This is a genomic window from Streptosporangium minutum (assembly GCF_002149035.1).
GTDB lineage: Bacteria > Actinomycetota > Actinomycetes > Streptosporangiales > Streptosporangiaceae > Streptosporangium > Streptosporangium minutum.
This window is the reverse complement of sequence record NZ_NGFP01000169.1, coordinates 1-20462: the sequence shown is the minus strand read 5'-3', so window position 1 is coordinate 20462 and position 20462 is coordinate 1. Positions and strand designations below refer to the sequence as shown.

Here is a 20462-nt window from a genome sequence, read left to right as displayed (position 1 = left end):
AGCAGGCACAGGGGCGGGGTCCGTGCCGGTCCCGTCGTCGACCGAGATGATCGGCCTGCCGACGTCCACGGTCTCGCCCTCGTCGGCCATCAGGGCCGCCACCACGCCCTCGAACGGGCAGGGCAGCTCGACGACGGCCTTGGCGGTCTCGATCTCCACGATGATCTGGTTGACCTTGACGGGGTCGCCGGCCTTCACGTGCCAGCGGACGATCTCCGCCTCGGTCAGGCCTTCACCCACGTCGGGGAGCTTGAACTGCTTCATCGTCTCCTCCCCTCTCAGAACGCGAACGCGCGGTCGACGGCGTCGAGGACCCGGTCCAGGTCGGGCAGGTAGTGATCCTCCAGCCTGGAGGGCGGGTAGGGGGTGGACGGCCCGCCGACGCGCAGCACGGGCGCCTCCAGGTTGTAGAAGCAGGTCTCGGTGACGCGGGCGGCCACCTCGGCGCCGAAGCCGTTATAGACCGGCGCCTCGTGCACCACGATGCAGCGTCCGGTCTTGCGGACCGACTCGGTGACCCGCGCGACGTCCAGCGGGTTGAGCGAACGCAGGTCCACCACCTCCAGGGAGCGGCCGTCCTCCTCGGCCGCGGCCGCCGCCTCCAGGCAGGTCTTGACCATCGGCCCGTACGCCAGCACGGTGAGGTCCGTGCCCTGCCGTACCACCTGGGCCTGGTCGAAGGGCGGCCAGCCGGCGGGCTCGGCGGAGGTGTCCACCTCGGCCTTCTCCCAGTAGCGCCGCTTGGGCTCGAAGAAGACCACGGGGTCGTCGCACCGGATCGCCTGCTGGATCATCGTGTAGGCGTCCGCGGGGTTGGAGCAGGCCACCACCCGCAGGCCCGAGGTGTGGGTGAAGTAGGCCTCGGGCGACTCGCTGTGGTGCTCCACGGCGCCGATCCCGCCGCCGCACGGGATCCGCACCACGACCGGCAGCCGTACCTTCCCCAGCGACCGCAGCGGCATCTTGGCGAGCTGCGTGATGATCTGGTCGGCGGCGGGGAAGACGAACCCGTCGAACTGGATCTCGCAGACCGGGCGGTACCCCCGGAGCGCGAGCCCGATCGCCGTGCCGATGATGCCCGACTCGGCCAGCGGCGTGTCGATGACCCGCTGCTCGCCGAAGTCCTTCTGCAGCCCGTCGGTGACGCGGAACACGCCACCCAGCTTGCCCACGTCCTCGCCCATGATGAGGACCTTGGGGTCGTCCTCCATGGCCTTGCGCATGCCCTCGTTGAGCGCCTTCGCCAGCGTGAGAGTGCTCATCCCTCGAACCCCTCCAGGTAGGCCGCGAACTGGGCGCGCTCCTCGTCCATCAGCCGGTGCGGCTCCGCGTAGACGTGGTCGAAAATGGCCAGCGGCTCGGGATCGGGCAGCGCGAGACAGCGTTTGCGCACGTCCCGGCCCAGATCGTCGGCCTCGGCGTCGATCGCGTCGAAGAACTCCTGGTCGGCGAGCTGGTTTTTGAACATGTAGGCGCGGACCCGCTCGATGGGGTCCTTGAGCTTCCACGCCTCCAGCTCCCCGGCCACCCGGTAACGGGTCGGGTCGTCGGAGGTGGTGTGCGCGCCCATCCGGTAGGTGAAGGCCTCGATCAGCATCGGCCCCTGCCCGGACCTGGCGTCGGCGAGCGCCTTGCGGGTGACGGCGAGGCAGGCGAAGACGTCGTTGCCGTCGACCCGGACGCCGGGGAAGCCGAACCCGCTCGCCCGGCGGTACAGCGGGATGCGGGACTGCTTCTCCAGCGGCTCGGAGATGGCCCACTGGTTGTTCTGGCAGAAGAACACCACAGGCGCGTTGAACACCGACGCCCAGATGAACGACTCGTTCACATCTCCCTGGGAGGTGGCGCCGTCACCGAAGTAGACGATCGTGGCGGCCTCGGCGCTGTCGCGCTGCACGCCCATGGCGTAGCCGACCGCGTGCAGGGTCTGGCTGCCGATCACGATCGTGTACAGGTGGAAGTTGTGCTCGGCCGGGTCCCAGCCGCCGTGGTTGACGCCGCGGAACAGGCCGAGCAGGTTCACCGGGTCGACGCCCCGGCACCAGGCCACGCCGTGCTCGCGGTAGGTCGGGAAGGCCATGTCCGTCTCGGCCAACGCCCGGCCCGAGCCGATCTGCGCGGCCTCCTGGCCGAGCAGGGACGCCCAGATGCCCAGCTCGCCCTGGCGCTGCAGGGCCACGGCCTCCAGATCGACGCGGCGGACCAGGACCAGGTCCCGGTAGAGGCCGCGGATCTCCTCGGGTGTCAGATCGATGTCGTAGTCGGGATGCTCGACCCGTTCCCCTTCGGGGGTCAGCAACTGGACGAGCTCCGGGGGTGCTTCCGCACCATGAGGGGCGTCGGCTGTCACGTGCCGCTCCTGTGTGCTCGGGGCCGTCTGGATGGGTTCGCCATCACCGTGCGGCCGGTTAGCGACGCATCCGACCCGTCTGGTGGTGGTTCGTATGCGTTTGTGGACATCGTGGCAGAGGTCACATACCTGTGCGCAAGCCCTGCCTCGGCATCCATACGCTCCCCGTTCCCGCTGAACCCCTCTTTACCCTCGCATCTTTACCCTCGCACGGGGCGCGCCCGGACCCGGCGACGAACTGCCGGAGAAGCCCGTTACGCTTGAGGCGCCGAACCGTCCCCGCTGCAACCAGGAGGAACACCGTGGCGCGCGTCATCGTCGACGTCATGCTGAAGCCCGAGATTCTTGACGCGCAGGGCCAGGCCATCGCCCGCGCGCTGCCGCGGCTCGGCTTCTCCGGTGTCTCGGCTGTACGGCAGGGCAAGCGGTTCGTGGTGGACCTCGAAGGTCCCGCCGACGAGACCGCGCTCTCCGACGTCCGCAAGATGGCCGAGACCCTGCTGGCCAACACCGTGATCGAGGACTACACGGTCACCGTGGAGTCGTAGATCGTCCTATATCGCGTGGAGAGTTTCCTTACGTCCGGGTAAATCACACTCCGGATATGCCCTAATCCCACAGCTTGACCAACAGTAAATAACATTAAGGTTATTTTGCGGTTAGCCCGGATTCTGGGGGGAAACCTTGACAGGGTGACGTCTGGCCCCGGGAGGGATCCGGTGGATATCGAGTTCTCGTTGGCTCTGCCGAGAGAGGCCATCGGCATTCCCATGGTCCGCAGAGCCCTGGGCGACTCGCTGCGTTCGCTCGGCGTCACCGAGAACTGCGTGTCCGACATCCTGCTCGCCGTCACCGAGGCGTGCGCCAACGCCGTACGCCACGGTGGTCCCGCCAACCGCTACGAGGTCGAGGCCGCGATCGGCCACGGCCGCTGCGACGTCCGCATCATCGACAGGGGCCACGGCCTCCTGTGCGTGCCCGAGCACTATCCTCCGGCGGACACCGAGAACGGCCGGGGGATTCTCATCATGCAGGCCGTGGTGGACGAGATCTCCTTCGACATCACCCCCGGCCGGGGCACCACCGTGCATCTGCGCAAGCATCTCGACTGGGACGAGGACGCCGCCTTCCTCCGCCGCCGGATGCTCGCCACCGTATGACCTCCGGCCGCCACCGGATGCCCACCGCCGTACAAACCTCGCGCCGCCACCGGATGCCCGCCGCCGTATGACCTCCGGCCGCCGCCGGAGGCTCGCCGCCGCGTGCGCCTCCGGATGAACCTCCGCGCCGCCGCCGTTGTGCGATCCTCCACGTCACGGACCGGTTCCACGGCGGTGAGCTGTGCGATCGGACGACTCCGCGTGTGACCTCCCGGCCAGGAGCGGATAGCCTGGGCGCACCGCCGCAGACCGTCGTCCGATGTGTGAGACGTCGGCGCGGTGCTCGTTTGTGGAGGGGAACGCTGTCATGAGTGCTGCCCGCGTGGGCGTCGTCACTTTTCCCGGAACTCTTGACGATCAGGACGCGGCCCGCGCCGTGCGCCACGCAGGCGGCGAAGCCGTCCCGCTGTGGCACGCGGATCCCGATCTCAAGGGGGTGGACGCGGTCTTCCTGCCAGGCGGGTTCTCCTACGGGGACTACCTGCGGTGCGGGGCGATCTCCAGGTTCGCCCCGCTGATGGAGGAGCTGATCCCCGCCGCCAGGGCCGGACTCCCCGTCCTGGGCACCTGCAACGGCTTCCAGATCCTCTGTGAGGCCCACCTGCTGCCCGGCGCGCTGATGCGCAACGCCGGACTGCACTACATCTGCCGCGACCAGGGCGTCCGGGTGGAGAACACCGCCACCCCGTGGACGTCGGACTTCACCGAGGGCCAGGAGATCGTGCTGCCGGTCAAGCACGGTGAGGGCCGCTACGTCGCCGACGAGGCGACCCTGAGCGCGCTGGAGGGCAACGGCCACGTCGTCTTCCGCTACGTCGGAGGCAACCCCAACGGCTCCCTGAACGACATCGCCGGCATCCGCAACGAGGCCGGCAACATCGTCGGTCTCATGCCGCACCCCGAGCACGCGGTCGAGGACCTCACCGGCGCGCCGAGCACGGACGGCCGCGGATTCTTCTCCTCCATCCTGAAGAAGCTGGTGAACCTGTGAGCGAGCGAGCCGACAAGCGCGGCGGCCAGGAGCCCGACGCGCATCTGGACACCGTCAAGCGGGCCGAGGACACCCCCGCCGAGCGCCAGCCGTACGCCGAGCTGGGCATGAAGACCGACGAGTACGACCGGGTCCGCGACATCCTCGGCCGCCGGCCGACGAGCTCCGAGCTGGCCATCTACAGCGTCATGTGGAGCGAGCACTGCTCCTACAAGTCCTCCAAGGTGCACCTGCGCCAGTTCGGCACCAAGGCCCCCGAGTCCGACGCCCTGCTCGTCGGCATGGGCGAGAACGCCGGCGTCGTGGACATCGGCGACGGCTGGGCCGCCACCTTCAAGATCGAGTCGCACAACCACCCGTCCTACGTCGAGCCGCACCAGGGCGCGGCGACCGGTGTCGGGGGCATCGTCCGCGACATCATGTCGATGGGCGCGCGGCCGATCGCGGTGATGGACGCGCTCCGGTTCGGCGCGGCGGACGCCCACGACACCCGGCGGGTGCTGCCCGGCGTGGTCGAGGGCATCAGCCACTACGGCAACTGCCTGGGCCTGCCCAACGTCGGCGGCGAGGTCGTCTTCGACCCCTGCTACATCGGCAACCCGCTGGTCAACGCGCTCTGCGTGGGCCTGCTCCGCAAGGACCAGATCAAGCTGGCGACCGCCCCCGGGCCCGGCAACAAGGTCGTGCTGTTCGGCGCGCTGACCGGCCCCGACGGCATCGGCGGCGCCTCCGTCCTGGCCTCGGCCACCTTCGAGGACGAGTCGCACGCCAAGCGCCCCAGCGTCCAGGTGGGCGACCCGTTCATGGAGAAGCTGCTGATCGAGTGCTGCCTGGAGCTGTACCAGGCCGACGTGGTCGTCGGCATCCAGGACCTCGGCGCGGCCGGCGTCTCCTGCGCGACGACCGAGCTCGCGGCCAAGGGCACCGGCGGCATGGACGTCCGGCTGGACCTGGTCCCGCTGCGCGACCCCTCGCTGCGGCCCGAAGAGATCCTGATGAGCGAGTCGCAGGAACGCATGATGGCCGTCGTCACGCCCGACGACATCGATGCCTTCATGGCGATCTGCACCAAGTGGGACATCCCGGCGACCGTGATCGGTGAGGTCACCGACTCCGGCCGCCTGGTGATGACCTGGTACGGCGAGACCATCGTGGACATCCCGCCGGGCACCGCGGCCGACGACGGCCCGGTCTACGAACGGCCGTTCCACGAGCCGGCCGGCCAGGTGGCGCTCAACGCCGACGACCCGGCGCGGCTGGCCCGCCCCGACGACCTCCGGGCGACGCTGCTGGAGCTCCTCGGCTCGCCGAACCTGGCGTCCAAGGAGTGGGTGACCTCCCAGTACGACCGCTACGTCCGCGGCAACACCGTGCTCGCCCAGCCCGCCGACGCCGGCGTGCTGCGGATCAGCGAGGTCATGCCGGGCGCCGAGGAGACGACCCGGGGCATCGCGCTGTCCACGGACGGCAACGGCCGCTACGCCCGGCTCGACCCGTACGCGGGCGCGCAGCTCGCGCTGGCCGAGGCCTACCGGAACGTGGCGGTGACCGGCGCCAAGCCGCTCGCGGTGACCGACTGCCTCAACTTCGGCTCCCCCGAGGACCCCGAGGTCATGTGGCAGTTCGCCGAGGCCACGCGTGGCCTGGCCGACGCCTGCAAGGCCCTGGGCGTCCCGGTGACCGGCGGGAACGTCTCCTTCTACAACCAGACGGGATCGACCCCGATCCACCCGACCCCGGTCGTGGGCGTGCTGGGCGTGATCGACGACGTGGCCAAGCGGGTCCGCAGCGGCTTCACCGGCCCCGACGAGAAGATCATCCTGCTCGGGGACACCGAGGAGGAGTTCGGCGGCTCCGAATGGGCCCACGTGGCCCACGGCCACCTCGGCGGCCTGCCGCCCCAGGCCGATCTGGAGGCCGAGCGGGCCCTGGGGCTCGTCCTGACCGAGGCCGCCTCCCGCGGCCTGCTGACCGGCTCCCACGACCTGTCCGACGGCGGCCTGGCCATCGCCCTGGCCGAGGCCTGCCTCGCCCAGGGGGTCGGCTGCACGGTCTCCCTCACGGGCGAGGACGCGTTCGTCGACCTGTTCAGCGAGTCGTCGGCCCGCGCGCTGGTGACCGTGGCACCGGAGTCCTTCGAGGCCTTCGCCGAGCTCTGCGCCGCCCACGAGGTCCCCTGCTACGGCCTGGGCACCACCGGCGGCACGTCCCTGACGGTGGAGGGCGTCCTGGACGTCCCGGTCACCGAGCTCCGGGAGACCCACACGGCCACCCTGCCGGGCATCTTCGGCTGATCGCTTCCGGCACACGGAAGGGGTACGGCTCACGCGAGCCGTACCCCTTCTCGCCGGTCACGGGCGGCCCGGTCGCCCGGACCGCCCTCCGGCCGGCGGAAGACCTCCCGTACAGCCGCCCAGGAACTCTTCCGCCGACATCGCGCTCAGTGCGGGATCAGGCGGACGCGCAGATCACGTAGACGGTGCCCTCGGCCTTGGTGGTCCCGTGGTTGACACCGCTGTTGGCAGTGACCTCGTTGGCTCCGCTGGCGCTGGGTCCGTTGGAGTTACTGTTCACGTCGATGGCGACCTTCCAGCCCGACGGCTTTCCGGCGCTGAACGTGGGCGCGGAGGCTGCCACGAGGACGTTGCCCTTGACCTGCGACAGGCTGTAGCCACCACCGGTGGCGACCTTGCCGTAACCGCAGGAGACCTCCTTGCTGCCGTCGTTTGAGAAGCTGAAGTACTCCTGCCCGTAGCTGATCTTCATTCCGCCGGTGCCGGGGTCGCCCTTCGGCCCCTGGGGGCCGGCGGGACCCTGCTTGCCGTCCTGGCCGTTCTTACCCGGCAGACCGGGCTTACCGTCCTGACCGTCCTTGCCCGGCAGGCCCTGCTTGCCCGGAGCGCCGTCCTGGCCGTCCTTGCCCGGCAGACCGGGCTTACCGTCCTGGCCGTCCTTGCCCGGCAGGCCCTGCTTGCCCGGGAGACCCTGGGCGCCGCGGTCACCCTGCGGTCCCTGCGGGCCGGCGGGGCCCTGGGCGCCGTTCCTGCCCGCGGGTCCCTGCGGACCCTGGGTGTTCACGCCCTGCGACTGGGTACCGCCGTCACCCCAGGTCACCCTGATCTCGGTCGCCCTGCAGGCGGCCGTCGCGTTGACGATCCGCGCGTAACGCGTCTTCTTGTTCACACACGCGTGAACCTCTGTACCGGCCGACGACGCGACAGCGCTACCGCCCGTCGTAAGCAGGGTTCCAGCCAGTACTCCGACGGCCACGACACCGATCGTGCGTCCGCCCGGCAACTTGAAAGCCACTGGGCTTCCTTTCTGCGACACCAGGTACCTGGTGTGTTCTGTGGGTCGGATGTTTCACGTTTGGAGCGTTCTAACGGTTGGCACGGCAAACATCACGTTTTGGGGACGAACGAATTCCTTCCCGTATCGACGAGGTGCGCGATAATCGGTCCGTTCGGGGGAACCCCGCCCGGTGGGCGTGGGCGGACGCCACAGGGAGCCCACCGGGGCTCCCCCATCCACGGAGGCCACCCGTGCCGACGAACGACCTCTCGAACCCGCCACCTCAGGAGCGCGCCAGGTCAGAGCCGTATCTCCCGCCGGCGACCCAGCCGGTCCGCGCGGTCGTCTGGGTGATCCACCTGGCCCTGCCGATGCTGGGGCTCTGGCTGCTGCTGGCCAACCACGACGACCTGAACATCGAGTGGCACGACAACCTCAGCCATTTCTGGTTGATCATCGTCGTGGCGGGGGTCAACCTGGTCCTGGGCGCCATGATCGGCCAGGCGTCGGCCCGGCGGGCGGACGCCCGGCTGCTGCTGGTCTCGCTGGTCTTCCTGAGCAGCGCGGGGTTCTTCCTCATGCACGGCCTGGCGACCCCCCGGATCATCCTCGCGAAGGGGACCTACGGGTTCGACCTCTCCCAGCCGATCGGCCTCCTTGTCGCCTCGGTCTTCGCGGCCGTCTCGGCGCTGCCGCTGAACGAGCGGACGGCCCAGGCCGTACTCAGGTCGCAGATCCGGCTGCGCGGCGGGCTCGTCGCGCTGCTCGTCGTGTGGGGGGTCGCCTCACTGGTGCCGGGCCTCACCGCGCTGAGCTCCCCGGCTCCCCCACAGGGCGCCGGTCTCGGCGGGTTCGAGCTGGCCGGGGTCGCCCTGTACGCGGTGGCGACCACGATGATGTTCCGGCTCCACCGCAGGCGCCCGGCCGCCATGCTGGTCAGCCTGGTCACCGCCTACGCCCTGCTCGCCGAGGCGATGATCGCCGGGATGTCGCGCCACAACTGGCACCTGTCGTGGTGGCTGTGGCACGTGCTGCTGACCCTGGCCTTCGTGTTCGTCGCCTACAGCGCCCATCTGCAGTTCCGGCGGGAGGGCTCCAGCGCGGGGCTGTTCGACTCGGTGGCGCTGTCGGCGACCGTGCGGAAGATCAGGGCTGAGTACGAGGACGCCCTGGAGGAGCTCGTCGGCCACATCCGGCGGAGAGCCGAGACCAAGGTCCCGGTCGCGACCCGGCTGGCGGGCAAGTTCGGTCTCACCGAGGGCCAGGCGGCGGTGCTCGACCGGGCCGGCGCGGCGCTGGCCAACGAGCGGGAGCTGTCCGAACGGCTCGCCGCCCTGGTGGACACCGGCAACCAGGCCCGCGTGGGGCTGCCCGAGCGCGAGCTGCTGACCCGGGCCCTGGACCGCGTGCGGCAGGCGTACGGCGACGTGCGCATCACGCTGGTGTCGGAGGGGCGGGTCGCCATGGGCTCCAGGGAGTACGGTCCCGGGGACTTCCCGGGGAACCGGCCCGTCCTGCTGGACAGGACGGTCGTCCACCCGCTGACCGTGAAGGGACAGCTCGCCGGGGCACTGGAGGTGCCGGTGGGCAGGACCCCGCAGGACGAGGCGCTCGCCGCCACGCTGGCGAGCCAGCTGTCCATCTCCCTGGAGAACGCCCGGCTCTACCGGGAGCTGTCCACCCTGTTCCGGCAGTACATGTCCCCGGACGTGGCGAACTCCCTGCTGGCCGACCCGCGGACGGCGGCGCTCGGCGGCGAGCTGGTCGAGCTGACGGCGCTCTTCGCCGACCTGAAGGGCTTCACGAGCTTCTCCGAGCGGGCCACGCCGGCGGAGATCGTCGAGATGCTGAACCGCTATCACACGGCGGCCGTGCCGATCATCCTCGGCAACGGGGGCACGATCGTGCAGTTCGTGGGGGACGCGCTGCTGGCGCTGTTCAACGCGCCCGCCCCGCAGCCGGGGCACGCCACCGCCGCGGCGAGGGCGGCCCTGGCCATGCAGGAGGCGGCCGAGGAGATCTGCGCCGGAACGCCGGGCTACCCCCGGTTCAGGATCGGGATCAACACCGGGCTCGCGCTGGTCGGCAACATCGGCAGTCCCGAACTGCGCGGGTTCAACGCGATGGGCGACTGCGTGAACGTGGCCGCCCGGCTGGAAGGCGTGGCCGAACCCGGTACCGTCGTGATCGGTCAGAGCACCCTCGACCAGATCACCCCCCGTCCCAGGGTCCGCTCCCTGGGCGAGCTCGCGCTCAAGGGCAAGGAGAAGCCCGTCCACGCGTACGTGCTGTCCGGCCTGTCGTAGGGATCCGGACCCGCTCGCCCGCGAGAGCCGTACAGCCGTAACCGACATCGCCAGGAGGTGCCCATGAGTCCTACTCCCGAACCGGGCGAGTTCGTCACCCTGCTCACAGCCGACGAGGTCGCGGCGATGCACGCGGCCGGGCGGCCCCGGCGCTGGGACCGGGGCGCGGCGGTGTGCACCGAGGGCGACGTCGCCGACTGGGTCCTCCTGCTGACATCCGGCCGGGTCAAGGTCTCCTCGCACACCGCCACCGGGACCGAGGTCGTCCTCGCGGTGCGCGGGCCGGGCGCGCTGCTCGGCGAGTTCGCCGCCCTGGACGGCCTGCCGAGGTCGGCCACCGTGACCGCGCTGGAGCCGGTCGAGGGCATCGCGATCCGCGACTTCCCCGGCTACCTGCAGGAGCACGGCCGGGTCGCGGTGCTGCTCATGCGGATGCTGATCGGCAAGATGCGCGACTCCGACCGCAAGCGGATCGAGTACGGCGCGTTCGACACCACGGGCCGGGTGGCGACCCGGCTGGTCGAGCTGGCCGAGCGGTACGGCGAGCCGGTCAACGGCGGCGTGCGGGTGACGCTGCCGCTCTCCCAGGACGAGTTGGCCGGCTGGACCGGCGCCTCCCGCGAGGCGGTCAGCAAGGCGCTGCGCTCGCTCCGGGACCGGGGCCTGATCGAGACGGGCCGCCGCCGCGTGATCATCCACGACCTGGAGGGCCTGCGCAAGCGAGCTCGCTGAGGCCGCCGTGACCCTGGCAGGGGGCGCGCCCCCGCCCCCGCCGCATGCGTCCCTCGGCGGCCGATCTCCCTCCGGGTCGGAGTACGGCGTACGTCAGACTGGAGCCCATGGTCTCCTTCCCCCAGGACCTGCCCGGCTCCCCCGAATACGCATCGAGGCTCCGCTACGCGTGGCGGGTCTGCTCGGTCACCAGCCTCGGCCTGGTGCTGATCGGCGTCTCGGGAAGCACCCTGAACGTGGCGCTCCCCGCGGTGGTCAGGCACTTCCACGCGGACGCGTTCGCCTCCGGGTGGATCCTGCTGGCCTTCCTGCTCGTCAACACCGCGACCCTGGTGTTCTTCGGCCGGGTGGCCGACCTGCTCGGGCGCCGGGAGGTCTACCTGGCGGGATTCGCCCTCTTCACGGTGGGATCGCTGCTGGCGGGGCTCTCGCCCGGCGTCTGGTTCCTGATCGCGATGCGGGCGGTGCAGGCCGTCGGGGCGGCCATGATCCTGGCCAACGGAACCGTGATCATCACCGACGCCTTCCCGCCCGACCGTCTCAGCCAGGGCATGGGGGTCTACATCGGCACCCTGTCGGTCGCCCAGCTCGCCGGCCCCACCCTGGGCGGTCTCGTCGCCGAGACCGCCGGCTGGCAGTGGATCTTCTGGGTGAACGTGCCCGCCGGGCTGATCGCCCTCGTCTGGGGCGCTTTCACCCTCCGGCGGGTCGCCCGGGGGCCACGCGAGCCGGTGGACGCGCTCGGCAACCTGATCGTCTTCACCACCCTGTCGGCCGCGCTCATCGCGCTGTCGGAGGCGGGGTCGCGGGGGCTGTCCAGCCCCGTCGTGATCGTCGGCGCCTCCCTCGCCCTGGCCCTCGTCCCGGTCCTGGTCATCGTGGAGCGCAGGGCGTCACACCCCGTGCTCAACGTGCGGCTCTTCGGCGAGCGGATGCTGGCCTTCGCCAACCTCGCCTCGTTCTGCAACGCGCTGGCCCGCGCGGCGCTGATCCTGCTCGTCGCCCTCTACTTCCAGGCGGCCAGGGGCGTCGACGCCGTCACGGCCGCCCTGGGCGTGCTCCCGGTCCCGATCGGCATGGCCCTGGCCTCCCCGGCCGCCGGGTCTCTCGGGCGCCGGGTCTCCCCCTACATGCTGTCGGTCGGGGGCTCGCTGCTGAGCGCGGCGGGGCTCGGCGTCCTGGCCCTGAACACCGACCCCGCCACGCCGTACTGGATCGTCGGGGCGGGCCTGTTCCTGTGCGGCTGCGGCAGCGGCACCTTCCTCACCGGCAACACCACCCAGGTCATGGCCGCGCTGCCGGCCGGGAGTCTCGGCCTGGTGAACGGCTTCCGACTCATGATCATGAATGTCGGGATCGTGCTCAGCGTCGCGCTCACCCTGAGCGTCCTGACCAGCTCGGTCAGCCCCGAGCTACGCGACCTGGTCTACGAGGGCACGCTGTCGCGCATGTCCCCCGTCGCCGTGGGCCAGCTCATGGACGGCTTCCGGAGGACCTACGCCGTCCTGTTCGCCGTCGCCCTCGCGGGCGCCCTGATGTCGGTACTGGCCAGAACGCGGGCCGCGCCGCCCGGACAGGACCCGGCTCCGCGGTAGCGGGTCCGGTGGGCGCCCGCTCCAGCGTGGCGTCCCGCTCGGCGCGACGCGGTCGGCATAATGAGATCGACAGCCTGGTCAGGGCGGTCTCACCGGGACCGTCCCGGCTGTCCCCTCCACCGTCACCCGCGCTCCGTCGCCCGGCGGGCACCTGCCGTCGGCGCCCGAGCGTCCGTCCGGCAGGAGGGGCACGTGCGTTCCGTCATCGGGTTGGGAGTGGCCGCCGCTCTCGTGATGGGCTCGGGCGTCCCGGCCACGGCCTCCCCTCCGCCGCCGGCGGGCGTCGGGGTGGTCACCGGCGACCACATCCCCGCCGAGCTGAAGAACCGCACGTCACTCCGGGTCTTACCGGAGTGGCCCCGCCAGAACAACAATGTCCGGATACTCGCGCACTGTCCCCCCGCGGCGAACCACGCGATCATCGGCTCCACCGCGTTCACCCTCAAGGGCTCGACACGGCTCTACCGGGAGGTCGGGCTGGGGCTCTCCGACAGAGGCCTCGGACGCCGCGCCGTCTCGATCTCCTACTACGCCCTGCCCGGGGACCACGAGGTCTGCATGAAGTGCGTGAAGGTCACGATCAACCAGAAGACCCGGATCAGGAAGATCCGGGTGATCAGCCGCTACTCCGTCCCTCTCCAGGTGCGCAGATTCCGGATCGCCCAGTTCTTCGACTGACCGTCAGAGGATGCCGCTCAACCGGGACTCGACCTCGCGGTAGCGCGCCACCGGGATCAGGTGGACGCCGTCGAACGCGCCCGAGTCACGGATGCGCAGCACCTGCTCGCACGCCGCCTCGACCCCTGCGAGCCGGTCGGACGCGACCCTCTCCACGAGGTCGGCGGGGATGTCGATGTCGGGGATCGCGTCGGCCAGGCGGCGGGCGTGGTTCTCGCTGGCGATGACCATCACCCCGGCGTAGACCGGTAGGTCCACGGGGTTGGCCTCGCGCCACCGGAGCAGCGCCTCGATGGAGAAGCTGACCTGGACGAACATGAAGTCGGCCGTGCGTTTCCAGGCGGGCAGCGGGCGCAGCCCGGCGGCGGTGCCGACCCGGAAGGCGGGCGTCTGGGCGAAGGCGGGATCCTCTCCGAGAGAGCGCACCTCCTCGATCATCGAGCGCACGGTGAGGTCGCTGGTCCGGTTGCCCGAGGTGGGCTTGTCCCCGTAGACGAACAGGAACTGGTCCACCCCGTAGGCGGCGGCGGTGAGCAGGTCGCGGCGGAATCCCAGCAGGTTGCGGTCGCGGGAGTTGATGCAGGCGATGCTGCGCCCACCCATCTCCTGTACCTCGTGCGCGACGGCGACACTGGAGACCGTGGCGCGGCCGATGTGGTTGTCGGGGATCAGGAACGAGTGAGCGATCTTGCTCAGCGTGCCGATCTGGTGGCGGACGTGTCTCAGGTCCGGGCGGGTCGGCGGCTCGACCTCGCAGACGAGCTCAAACGGACGATCTGTCATATAGATCAACTTAGGGGGCCGCGGACCGGGGGGCCAGACGCCTGCTTGCTCGGTCGGCGGAGTCCGGACATCGCGGCGCCACATCGTCGCGGAGCCGGGGCGTCGCACGGCCCAGGCGGCGCGGAGCCGGGACGTCGTACGGCCTGGGCGGCGCGGAGCCCGGGAGAGGCGGAGTCCGGGCGGGGCGGTGTTCAGTCCCGGTGGAGGCGGGCCGCCAGGGTCTCGATGCCGGTCACCAGCAGATCGACGCCGAAGGTGTCGTAGAACTCGGCCGTGCCGCGCTCGCAGAGGGGGGCGGCCATCTCCACGATGTGCGGGTAGACGTCCGGCGGCAGGGACTGGAGGCCGACGCGCTTGACGCGCACGTGTTCGGCGGCGTCCTGGTCCGACAGGCCGGGCTGGCGGTCCGTCGGGCCGGCGGCCAGGGCGATCGCCCCCTGGAGCAGGTATCTGGAGATCAGGCAGCTCTCCTCGTAGGAGAACCCCGCCTGTTTGGCCAGGCCGAGCCCGGTGTCCCACACCCGCAGGAAGCTCGGAACGGTTATGTGGTCCACCTCCTCCAGCACGGCCGCCGCGCACGGGTAGTGCCGCAGCACCTTGATCAGGCCGGCGACGAGCTCGCGGAGCTGTTCCTGCCACGGCCTGTCGTAGTCCTCGGTGATCACGAACCCCTCGACCAGGTGGTCGGCCATGCCGATGAGCAGCTGTTCCTTGTTCTTGAAGTGCCAGTACAGCGCCATCGGGGTGACCCCCAGCTCCTGGGCGAGCCGCCGGATGGTCACCGCCTGCAGTCCCTCGGCGGAGCCGATCTCCAGCGCCTGCTCGACGACGGCCTCGCGGCTCAGTTTTCCCATCACGCTTGACAACTATACGCCGTACACGTTCCACTATCCACCGTACATGTACGCCGTACAAGTACAACGTAGAGGAGTTGAAGTGACGGCTACCCGCAAGTGGTGGGCGCTGGGAGCGATCTCGTTGGCCACTTTCATGACGTATCTGGACAACAACGTGGTCAACGTCGCGCTGCCGACGATCCAGCGGGACCTCGGGTTGAGCATCTCGGGGCTGGAGTGGATCGTGAGCGGCTACATCCTGGTCTTCGCCGGGCTGATGCTGGTCGGCGGGCGCCTGGCGGACGTCTTCGGCCGGCGGCGGATCTTCATGATCGGTCTCGGCGTGTTCACCGTGGCGTCGCTGGCCGCCGGTCTGGCCACGGACGGCACGGGCCTGATCGCCGCCAGGGCGCTGCAGGGCGTGGGCGCCGCGTTCCTCACGCCCACCGCGCTCGCGCTGCTCACCTCGATCTTCCCCGACCCCCGGGAACGCGCCACGGCGGTCGGCATGTGGAGCGCGGTCGGCGCGCTGGCCCTGGCCCTCGGCCCGCTGACCGGCGGGTTCATCAGCGAGCGGTGGGACTGGGGGTGGATCTACCTGATCAACGTGCCGATCGGGATCGCGACCTTCGGGCTCGGTCTGTGGGCGATCGGAGTGACCCCGCAGGATCGGGTACGGCACAGCCTGGACGTCCCCGGACTGGTGACGTCCAGCCTGGCGCTGTCCGCGCTGACGTACGGGCTGATCGAGGGCGACGGGGCCGGCTGGACCTCGCCGGAGATCCTGGGCGCCTTCGGGCTCGCGGTGGCGGCGGCGGTGACGTTCACGGTGATCGAGACCAGGGGCCGGGAGCCGATGATCGACCTGTCGCTGTTCCGGTCGCGGGTCTTCAGCGGGGGCGTGCTCTCGATGGGGCTGTGGTCGTTCGGGGTGTTCGGGATCTACTTCTTCACCGCGCTCTACCTGCAGAACGCGCTGGGCTTCTCACCGATGGAGGCCGGGGTCTCGTTCGTGCCCATGGCCCTGGTGATGGCGGTGACCGCGGCCGTCGCCCCGCGGATCAGCGGCGCGCTCGGGACCGCGCGGACCGTGGCCGCCGGGCTCCTGCTGATGGCCGTGGCGGTGTTCGGCATCTCCTTCATCGGCGAGGGCGGCTCGTTCGGGGACCTGCTGCCGTGGTTCCTGGTCTACGGGCTGGGCGGCGGCCTGCTGGTGCCGCTCACCACGGCCATCCTGGGCACGCTCCCCGCCGGCCGTGCCGGGGTGGCCTCGGGCGTGCTGAACGTCTCCCGGGAGATCTTCGGCCTGCTCGGGATCACCGTCCTCGGCGCGATCCTCAACGGCCGGCAGACCTCGATCCTCCGGGACGGCGCCGCGCCGCTGACGGCCTTCCTGGAGGCATACCAGTCCACCCTGGTCATCGCGGCGGCCATCGTGCTGGTGGGCGTGCCGGTCAGCCTGTTCGCCCTGCGGACCCCCCGGCTCCCGGAGCACATGGAGACCCCCGCCGAGCGCTCCGCCGTACCGGTGGCGTGAACCGTGCGCTCCGCCGTACCGGTGGCGTGAGGACTGCGCGCTCCGCCGTACCGGTGCGTGGGAGGCGAGGCCGTGCGTCCCGTCGCACCGGCGACGTGGGAGACGGGACCGATGGGAGACGGGACCGAGCCGCCCGCGCCCGTCACGGCGCGGGCGGCACCGGGGTCAGGAACCGATCCGCTTGCCCTGCCTGTGCCAGGCGACCACGACGGCAGGGCGGGGCTGGCTGGTGCCGCCGTCGGGCCAGTGGCTGGTGGGAGCCTCGGGGGTGGCCCCGTCGGTCTCGCCGGGGTGCTGGACGGCCACGAAGACGCTGCGCTGGTCGGGGCTGACCAGCGGGCCGCAGGTCTCGGCGCCGACCGGGACGCTCAGGAACTGGCGGAGATGGCCGCGCTCGGAGCCGCGGACCGGCATGGCGAACAGGCCGTCGTGGGCGCCGAGCTGGTTGCCGTCGGTGGAGATCCAGAGGTTGCCCTCGGCGTCGAAGGCGACGTTGTCCGGGCAGGAGATCGGCGAGACCTTGGACTTGTCGAACCCGCCGAAGTAGGTCGACGGGTCGTCGGGGTCACCGCAGACCAGCGGCAGGGACCAGGCGAAGGTCGTGGCCCCGGCGTCGTTACGGCGCTCGGCGATCTCCAGGATGTGGCCGTGCTTGTTCGACGGGCGCGGGTTGGCCTCGTCCACCTGGGCCGGGGTCCGGTTGGAGTTGTTGGTCAGCGCGACGTAGACGCCGCCGGTGACCGGGTTGCGCTCCACGTCCTCGGGGCGGTCCATCTTGGTCGCGCCGACCTTGTCGGCCGCCAGGCGGGTATAGACGAGAACCTCCTGGGCGGTCATCCCGGGCACGTGCGAGACGTCGCCGGTGACCAGCGGGATCCACTCGCCGGAGCCGTCGAACATGCCGTCGGCGGGGAGCTCGCCGGTGCCGTCGATCTCCGTGGCCGGGCTGTCGCCGGTGAACCTGGCCACGTACAACGTGCCCTCGTCCAGCAGCGTCCGGTTGTGCCGGTCGAAGCCGGGGATGTAGCGCTTCTTGGAGACGAACTTGTAGACGTACTCGAAGCGGGAGTCGTCTCCCATGTAGGCCACGACGCGGCCGTCCCCGGCCAGGGAGGTGGTGGCGCCCTCGTGGGCCAGCCGTCCGAGGGCGGTGCGCTTGACCGGGGTGGAGTCGGGGTCGAACGGGTCGATCTCCACGATCCAGCCGAACCGGTTGACCTCGTTGGGGTGCTTGGCCAGGTCGAACCGCTCCTCCACCCGATCGAAGCGGCGGTTGCCGCTCGGGATGCCGGTCGTGGCGCTCACGCCGTACCGGGTGAGGAAGGGCTTCTGCGCCTCGGGCACGCCGTCGCCGTTGACGAAGTACTGGTTGAAGTTCTCCTCGCCGCTCAGCACCGTGCCCCACGGGGTGGTGCCGCCGGCGCAGTTGTTGAGCATGCCCAGCGGCCTGACGCCCGCCGGGTCGGCGGCGGTCCTCAGCAGGTCACCGCCCGCGGCCGGGCCGCTGAACGCCATCGGGGTCTGCGCCGTGACACGCCGGTTGTAGCGGCGGCGGCCCTGCGTGACCAGCTTCCACAGGCCCGAGCGGCCCACCCGCTCGACCTCGACCACCGAACCGCCGTGCGCGGCCAGCGCGATCCTGATCTGCTCCTCCGACGCGGTGTCGCCGCTCTTGTAGCCGCGGAACATCAGGTTCTCGTCGGTGTACTCGTGGTTCACCCAGAGCAGGCCGCGCTGCTGCCCCAGCGGGAAGAACGTCACGAAGTCGCAGTTGTAGCCGAACTGGGCGGCCTGCGCGGCGGCGGTCTGGTTCTCGAAGTCGAAGGCGGGGGCGCCGGGCAGCACCGGGTCGCCCCAGCGCACCACGGGCGCCGTCTCGTAGCCCTCGGGGACCGTCACCTTGTCGTCGGTGTTCGGCGGGACGGCGGTGAAGCGGAGGCCGCTGCCGCCGTGATGTTTCCCGCCGGATCCGGAGGCGGTCCGCGCCTCCACGGCCGGGTCGGCGGCGGCCGGGACCGCCGTGGTGACTCCCACGCCGGCCACGAGGGCGCCGAGGGCGCCGGCGCGCAGCACGCCGCGGCGGGACATCGCCTCGGCGACCACATCGCCGAAGTAGGTGTTGTCGCTGGTGTTCAGCACGTCGTGGGCGCACTGGTTGCCGCACCGGAACCGGCAGGTGAGGGCGGTACGTCCCCCCTTGTGAGGGCTCGTGAGCAGCGGGAGCAGTCTGCGCGGCGACAGGTTCGCCACAGGGGCCTCCAAAAGGGGTGCGCGATCGTTCCGGCCGGGACGCTACAGGCACCAGTAGAACCCAAGGTGAACGACGTTTGCCCCCATGATGAACCATTTGTCGCAATCGACTGGCGTGCCGAACGGGCATGATGGGGTCCGTGCCACCTCATAAACCCGACCCCGCCAAGGTCCGCGCCGCACTGGACGCCCAGCTGATCGCACTCGACGAACCGTCCTACGACGGGCCCGGAGACCTTCCGGCGCTGCTGGCGGCGTGCGTGCCGGTGGTGCTGCGGGCCTACGGACGGCAGATCAAGCCGGAGCGGGAGATCGCGCGCTTCGCCGTACGGCACCTGCTGGACCGGCTGGCGACCGCGGCCCCCGGGCGGACCGTCGAGGTGCGCGTCCCCCCGTACGCGGCGGTGCAGTGCGTGGAGGGGCCCCGGCACACCCGGGGCACCCCGCCCAACGTGGTGGAGACCGACGCGCTGACCTGGCTGGAGCTGGCCACCGGACGGCTGACGTGGGCCGCGGCGGTGGCGGCCGGGAAGGTCTCCGCGAGCGGGGCCCGGGCCGACCTGTCGGATTACCTGCCGGTTCCGTAGACGCTCACCCGGACGCCGGGCCGGACCCGGTGTCCGGTGAGCCGTCCACAGGACCACCCACCGGTGCCGCGAGCCGTCCCGGAGCCAGGTGCGGCTCCGGGAACGGTCCCTGAGCCGGGAGCGGCCTCGGGCGCGGCCCCGGGGTCGTTCCGCACGGTCACGAGGTGAACTGGCCGCCGAACTTCTCCTGGATGCAGCGCTGCTGGAACTCGGGCGGCAGGTTCAGGCAGTCGCCGACCTTGCTGTAGAACCAGCTGAGCACCACCACGGCGATGATCAGTGTCAGGACGCTCAGGGCGATGCCCACCCAGGCACGGCCGCGGTTGGAGTTCTTGACGACCGCGACGATGCCGATGATCAGGCCGACGACGGCCGTCAGCGCCCCCAGGCCGCACACGATGAGCAGGAAGAGGCTCACGATGCCGAGCACGAGCGCGGCGGTGCCGAGCCCCCCGCCCTGCTTGCGCGCCCAGTCGTCACCCGGATAGGCCGGGTACGGCGTGCCGCCCGGATAGGCGGGACCTCCTGCATAGGCGCCTCCCGGCGGCGCCGCCTGGTACGGCTGGCCCGACGGGTAGGACAGACCGCCCTGGGGCGAGCCCTCGGACGGGTAGGAAGGACCGCCGGCCGGTGGGGCGGCCTCGCCGTACGGGACTGAGGGACCCCCGGGCGGAGCCGAGGGGCCGCCGTACGGGGCTGCGGGGCCGCCGTACGGGGCGCCCGGTGCCGGCGGCGAGTCCGCGGGGAAGCCGCCGGCGGGCTGCTCGGGCGGCCCGGCCTGCGCGGGCTGCCCGGTGTACTCGGGTGGCTCGGGCTGCCCGAATTGCTCGGATGATCCACCCTGTGCAGACTGCCCGGTCTGCTCAGATGGCCTGGCCTGCTCGGGTTGCCCGGACGGTCCGGCCTGCCCGGGCTGCTCGGGTTGCCGGTGCGAGGCCGCGGGGAACCCCTCGGGGGACGTCGGCGGATCGTAGCGCGAGGGCTGGGCGGCGCTGGGCGGCACGTCCGTGCCGTCCCTGTCGTCCCGGCCGCCCGGGGCCGGTGACTCCGAGGCGCTCTCCCAGCCCGGGTAGGCGGGCGTGCCACCCGGGATCGGATAGGAGGGCGTGGCCCCGGCGGCCGGAGTGGCCGGTGACTCGAAAATGTCGGTGGCGCCCGGATCAGCCTGGACCGGCCTGGGGACCTCCGGCGCGGTGGGCACATCCGGATGCCCCGGCAGCGACGGCTCCTCAGGCGTGGAGATCGGCGGCCACCCCGGGGTCTCACCGGGACCGCCGGGCTCGGGCGACCCCGGCGCGGGCTCCTCGGGCTCGGAGGGCTGACCGGACCGGCCGGTCGGAGGGGCGGGCTCGGACGACGGGTGCAG

Annotated in this window: 18 protein-coding genes; 10 read left to right on the top strand and 8 right to left on the bottom strand. The window is 71.2% G+C overall.

From position 1 onward, the window contains the following. The 3 genes from CA984_RS29685 to pdhA all read right to left on the bottom strand — a co-directional run. The coding region (locus tag CA984_RS29685; protein ID WP_341351735.1) for a biotin/lipoyl-containing protein at positions 1-264 on the bottom strand (264 nt) is incomplete at its 3' end. Between the two features lie 14 nt (positions 265-278). Then, positions 279-1262: an alpha-ketoacid dehydrogenase subunit beta gene (locus tag CA984_RS29680; RefSeq protein WP_086576807.1), complete on the bottom strand. Its 984-nt coding sequence runs from the start codon at positions 1260-1262 to the stop codon at positions 279-281. Then, positions 1259-2350 carry a pyruvate dehydrogenase (acetyl-transferring) E1 component subunit alpha gene (gene pdhA, locus CA984_RS29675; RefSeq protein ID WP_031157710.1) on the bottom strand — a complete coding sequence of 364 codons (1092 nt, stop codon included), beginning with the start codon at positions 2348-2350 and terminating at the stop codon, positions 1259-1261. The genes CA984_RS29680 and pdhA overlap by 4 nt, the downstream gene beginning before the upstream one ends. A gap of 302 nt (positions 2351-2652) precedes the next feature. Here pdhA and purS point away from each other — a divergent pair, with 302 nt between their 5' ends. The 4 genes from purS to purL all read left to right on the top strand — a co-directional run bounded on the left by purS (position 2653) and on the right by purL (position 6795). Beyond that, positions 2653-2898: a phosphoribosylformylglycinamidine synthase subunit PurS gene (purS, locus tag CA984_RS29670; protein ID WP_086576806.1), complete on the top strand. Its 246-nt coding sequence runs from the start codon at positions 2653-2655 to the stop codon at positions 2896-2898. Between the two features lie 171 nt (positions 2899-3069). Further along, a complete protein-coding gene (locus tag CA984_RS29665; protein ID WP_086576805.1) occupies positions 3070-3510 on the top strand; it encodes an ATP-binding protein in 441 nt (146 codons plus the stop codon). Between the two features lie 307 nt (positions 3511-3817). Continuing rightward, positions 3818-4501 carry a phosphoribosylformylglycinamidine synthase subunit PurQ gene (gene purQ / locus CA984_RS29660; protein WP_086576804.1) on the top strand — a complete coding sequence of 228 codons (684 nt, stop codon included), beginning with the start codon at positions 3818-3820 and terminating at the stop codon, positions 4499-4501. Further along, positions 4498-6795 carry a phosphoribosylformylglycinamidine synthase subunit PurL gene (gene purL, locus CA984_RS29655; protein WP_423229337.1) on the top strand — a complete coding sequence of 766 codons (2298 nt, stop codon included), beginning with the start codon at positions 4498-4500 and terminating at the stop codon, positions 6793-6795. Before purQ ends, purL begins: the two co-directional genes overlap by 4 nt. Positions 6796-6952: 157 nt before the next feature. Here the strand turns inward: purL and CA984_RS29650 are convergent, their stop codons facing one another. After that, a complete protein-coding gene (locus CA984_RS29650; RefSeq protein ID WP_207621094.1) occupies positions 6953-7684 on the bottom strand; it encodes a collagen-like protein in 732 nt (243 codons plus the stop codon). 359 nt (positions 7685-8043) lie between these two features. On the opposite strand from CA984_RS29650, the gene CA984_RS29645 reads away from it, so the two are divergent. The 4 genes from CA984_RS29645 (at position 8044) to CA984_RS29630 (ending at position 13103) form a co-directional block, all read left to right on the top strand. Next, the gene (locus CA984_RS29645) at positions 8044-10098 is read left to right on the top strand and encodes an adenylate/guanylate cyclase domain-containing protein (protein WP_086576802.1); all 2055 of its coding nucleotides are present in this window, start codon (positions 8044-8046) and stop codon (positions 10096-10098) included. 63 nt (positions 10099-10161) lie between these two features. Next, a complete protein-coding gene (locus tag CA984_RS29640; RefSeq protein WP_086576801.1) occupies positions 10162-10830 on the top strand; it encodes a Crp/Fnr family transcriptional regulator in 669 nt (222 codons plus the stop codon). A gap of 107 nt (positions 10831-10937) precedes the next feature. Continuing rightward, the gene (locus CA984_RS29635) at positions 10938-12425 is read left to right on the top strand and encodes an MFS transporter (protein WP_086576800.1); all 1488 of its coding nucleotides are present in this window, start codon (positions 10938-10940) and stop codon (positions 12423-12425) included. 192 nt (positions 12426-12617) lie between these two features. Further along, on the top strand, positions 12618-13103 hold the full coding sequence (locus tag CA984_RS29630; RefSeq protein WP_086576799.1) for a hypothetical protein: 486 nt from the start codon (positions 12618-12620) through the stop codon (positions 13101-13103). A gap of 3 nt (positions 13104-13106) precedes the next feature. Here CA984_RS29630 and CA984_RS29625 read toward each other — a convergent pair whose 3' ends face one another. Then, entirely contained in the window at positions 13107-13886 is a 780-nt protein-coding gene (locus tag CA984_RS29625; RefSeq protein ID WP_086576798.1) for a methylenetetrahydrofolate reductase, read from the bottom strand. A gap of 191 nt (positions 13887-14077) precedes the next feature. Next, positions 14078-14740 carry a TetR/AcrR family transcriptional regulator gene (locus tag CA984_RS29620; RefSeq protein ID WP_086576797.1) on the bottom strand — a complete coding sequence of 221 codons (663 nt, stop codon included), beginning with the start codon at positions 14738-14740 and terminating at the stop codon, positions 14078-14080. Positions 14741-14822: 82 nt separating this feature from the next. On the opposite strand from CA984_RS29620, the gene CA984_RS29615 reads away from it, so the two are divergent. Further along, positions 14823-16259 carry an MFS transporter gene (locus CA984_RS29615; RefSeq protein WP_086576796.1) on the top strand — a complete coding sequence of 479 codons (1437 nt, stop codon included), beginning with the start codon at positions 14823-14825 and terminating at the stop codon, positions 16257-16259. Positions 16260-16424: 165 nt separating this feature from the next. Here CA984_RS29615 and CA984_RS29610 read toward each other — a convergent pair whose 3' ends face one another. Next, positions 16425-18509, bottom strand: coding sequence for a PhoX family protein (locus CA984_RS29610; RefSeq protein WP_207621093.1), 2085 nt, complete (start codon positions 18507-18509; stop codon positions 16425-16427). Positions 18510-18649: 140 nt separating this feature from the next. Here CA984_RS29610 and CA984_RS29605 point away from each other — a divergent pair, with 140 nt between their 5' ends. Beyond that, complete coding sequence (locus CA984_RS29605) at positions 18650-19096, top strand: sterol carrier family protein (RefSeq protein ID WP_242676245.1); 447 nt, start codon at positions 18650-18652, stop codon at positions 19094-19096. Between the two features lie 157 nt (positions 19097-19253). Here the strand turns inward: CA984_RS29605 and CA984_RS48860 are convergent. Further along, positions 19254-20462 (bottom strand): DUF4190 domain-containing protein (locus CA984_RS48860; RefSeq protein ID WP_479725539.1); only part of this gene is annotated, 1209 nt, incomplete at its 5' end.

What these genes read in the sequence shown, in the direction of transcription:
- CA984_RS29635 (WP_086576800.1), top strand. Translation starts at nt 10,938, where the DNA reads ATGGTCTCCTTCCCCCAGGACCTGCCCGGCTCCCCCGAATACGCATCG.
- CA984_RS29640 (WP_086576801.1), top strand. Translation starts at nt 10,162, where the DNA reads ATGAGTCCTACTCCCGAACCGGGCGAGTTCGTCACCCTGCTCACAGCC.
- CA984_RS29620 (WP_086576797.1), bottom strand. Translation starts at nt 14,740, where the DNA reads ATGGGAAAACTGAGCCGCGAGGCCGTCGTCGAGCAGGCGCTGGAGATC.
- CA984_RS29625 (WP_086576798.1), bottom strand. Translation starts at nt 13,886, where the DNA reads ATGACAGATCGTCCGTTTGAGCTCGTCTGCGAGGTCGAGCCGCCGACC.
- purQ (WP_086576804.1), top strand. Translation starts at nt 3,818, where the DNA reads ATGAGTGCTGCCCGCGTGGGCGTCGTCACTTTTCCCGGAACTCTTGAC.
- CA984_RS29680 (WP_086576807.1), bottom strand. Translation starts at nt 1,262, where the DNA reads ATGAGCACTCTCACGCTGGCGAAGGCGCTCAACGAGGGCATGCGCAAG.